The following is a 2,113-nucleotide window of genomic DNA, read 5'->3' as shown; positions in this document are numbered from 1 at the left end:
GTGCCGGTGTCCGGAGGCACTTGTCGGGGCCGGCGAGCGACTGACCCGCCCAGCCGAAGTCGGCGGTGTTCGGCGCCGCGTCGCGGTGCGCGGACGGGACTGTCGCGGCTCGCCCGGATGGGACCACCCTGGTGGCCGCGTTGTGCTCGCGCCCACACGGGTGCCGGGTACCGCCCGGATGGAGCGATCATGATCAAGTCGTTACGCAGCGCCACGGCCGTCCTCACCACGGCCGTCGCCGCCCTCGTGCTGACCGTGCTGGGCCCGGCCGGGACGGCCTCGGCCGGCGTGCTGGACGTGACGTGCACCCCGCCCAGCAGCCAGGTCGACACCTTTACCCCGCCGCTGAGCATGACCCCGCAGAACGTCACCGTCGGCATCACGTCCCAGCTGGGGCCGTGCGTGTCGCTGAGCAACCCGGCCATCACCTCCGGCTCCATCAACTTCTCCGCGCTCGTGCCGGGACTGTCCTGCCTCGACCTGCTGCAAAGCGGGTCCATCACCTACACCATCGTCTGGAACACCGGCCAGACGTCGACCGTCTCCGCCAACTACACCGTCACCATCGTCGGGGCCGCGCTGGTGGTCACCCGCACCGGCACGGTCACTTCCGGTCTGTTCACCGGCAGCGCCGTCCTGCAGGTCATCACCGGCCCGGCCGCCGACGTGCTGCTGTGCACCGCAGGCCTGGGAACGGTCTCCAGCACCTACTCCCTCGTGACCCTGGAGATCACCTCACTCTGACCCACCGTCCCCAAAGCCGTCCCCGCCACCGGGTTCCGCGGGGCGGTCGACAAGGGCGGGGCCGTGCGGCCGGCGACGCCGCAGGCGGTGCCGGTCGGGACGCGGTCGAGGCGCAGGCGGCGACGCTGCACCCCCGAAACCGCCGACTCCGCCACCGTCCGGACCCGCATGGCGGACCGCCGGCACTCTGCACTGCGAGCCGCCCCACTTCCGGCTGACCAACCCCGTGATCCGAAAACTCAGCGGCACCCACACGTTCGCACCCAGCCGACGGCGACGCAGCACCCCCAACGACACAAGGCTCGGCAACAGCATCGCCACCGACCCGATGATCGACAGGGCGAACGCGACCGACTCCCACCCGCCTCAGCCGGAGGTCACGCCATGAGCGTGTGACACCTCGCGGCGCGATCACATCGGTAGAACTACGCGTCGCCCAGGCCGCGGACCAAGCCTCATAGCACCGCATGCGTGGAGGAAGTCCGGGTTGGCCGTGTCGTACTGGGCGAAATACCCGGCACGGCAGTACGAGCAGGCACCGCAGGCGATCGATGACGTCACCACCACCCGGTCACCCGGGGTGAAGCCGCGTACCGCCGGACCGACCTCCTCGACCACGCCGACCGCCTCGTGGCCCAGGACGGTGACCTCGACCATCCCGGCCATGGTGCCGCGCACCAAGTGCAGGTCCGTGCCGCAGATCGCGCTGCGGGTGATCTTCACTATCGCGTCGGTCGGTTCCAGGATCTTCGGATCGGGCACCTCGTCCAGGCTGATGTCCCCGACACCGCACGGGTTGGGCGGTTCGCCGGAACGAGATCCTTGCTGTCGGCGGGTGCCGTTTCCGCACGGTCGGGACGGACGGCTCCGCGATCGGGTGTGCCGAGCAGCGCGGCCGCTTCCGAGGTGGCCGCCCGCAACGCCCGCAGTCGGCTGAGGCCGGCCTTCACCATGGCCGGGAACTCGCGCCAGTTGTCCCGGTGGGGCAGGACGCTGGCGTCGGAGCCGAACGCCAGCCGGACCCCGCTGGCCTACGGGTGTGACGCGGAATGCCGCAGGCGGTCCGCGTGCCGGCGGAACACGGCCCTGAGGTGCGCGGGCTTGTCGGTCCAGAAGTCGTCGTCGTTCAGGTGGTCGAGGCATTCGACCACGACCGATTGGGTGGGGACCAGCCAGATCCCCTTCTCCGCCAGCACGGACAGCGTCTCGACCGAGGCGAGTGAAGCGTGTTCCACCGAGCGGACGCCCGCGTGTGCCGCGCGCAGGACACCTTCGTCGTTGAACGCGTGCACCGCGCACGGCCGCCTCAGGTCGCGCGAGGTCGCCACGAGGGCGTCGACCTCGCGCTGGGAGTAGGTGACCAGTTCAG

2 protein-coding genes and 1 pseudogene are annotated in these 2,113 nt (G+C 70.7%); 1 reads left to right on the top strand and 2 read right to left on the bottom strand.

Annotated features, from left to right (window positions below):
• Positions 1-189 precede the first annotated feature (189 nt).
• On the top strand, positions 190-744 hold the full coding sequence (locus tag AB0G02_RS36625; RefSeq protein ID WP_360804008.1) for a hypothetical protein: 555 nt from the start codon (positions 190-192) through the stop codon (positions 742-744).
• Positions 745-1,155: 411 nt separating this feature from the next.
• Here AB0G02_RS36625 and AB0G02_RS36620 read toward each other — a convergent pair whose 3' ends face one another.
• Positions 1,156-1,506 (bottom strand): alcohol dehydrogenase catalytic domain-containing protein, encoded by a 351-nt coding sequence (locus tag AB0G02_RS36620; RefSeq protein ID WP_360804005.1) that lies wholly within the window; start codon positions 1,504-1,506, stop codon positions 1,156-1,158.
• 269 nt (positions 1,507-1,775) lie between these two features.
• Positions 1,776-2,113 (bottom strand): annotated as a pseudogene (locus AB0G02_RS36615) (hypothetical protein); the annotation flags it as partial.

This window comes from Actinosynnema sp. NPDC023658 (genome assembly GCF_040639995.1).
In the GTDB taxonomy this organism is placed as follows: domain Bacteria; phylum Actinomycetota; class Actinomycetes; order Mycobacteriales; family Pseudonocardiaceae; genus Actinosynnema.
This window is presented reverse-complemented; position numbering and strand designations above follow the sequence as displayed.

Coding starts and splice junctions, on each gene's coding strand:
- AB0G02_RS36625 (WP_360804008.1), top strand. CDS start 190: ATGATCAAGTCGTTACGCAGCGCCACGGCCGTCCTCACCACGGCCGTC.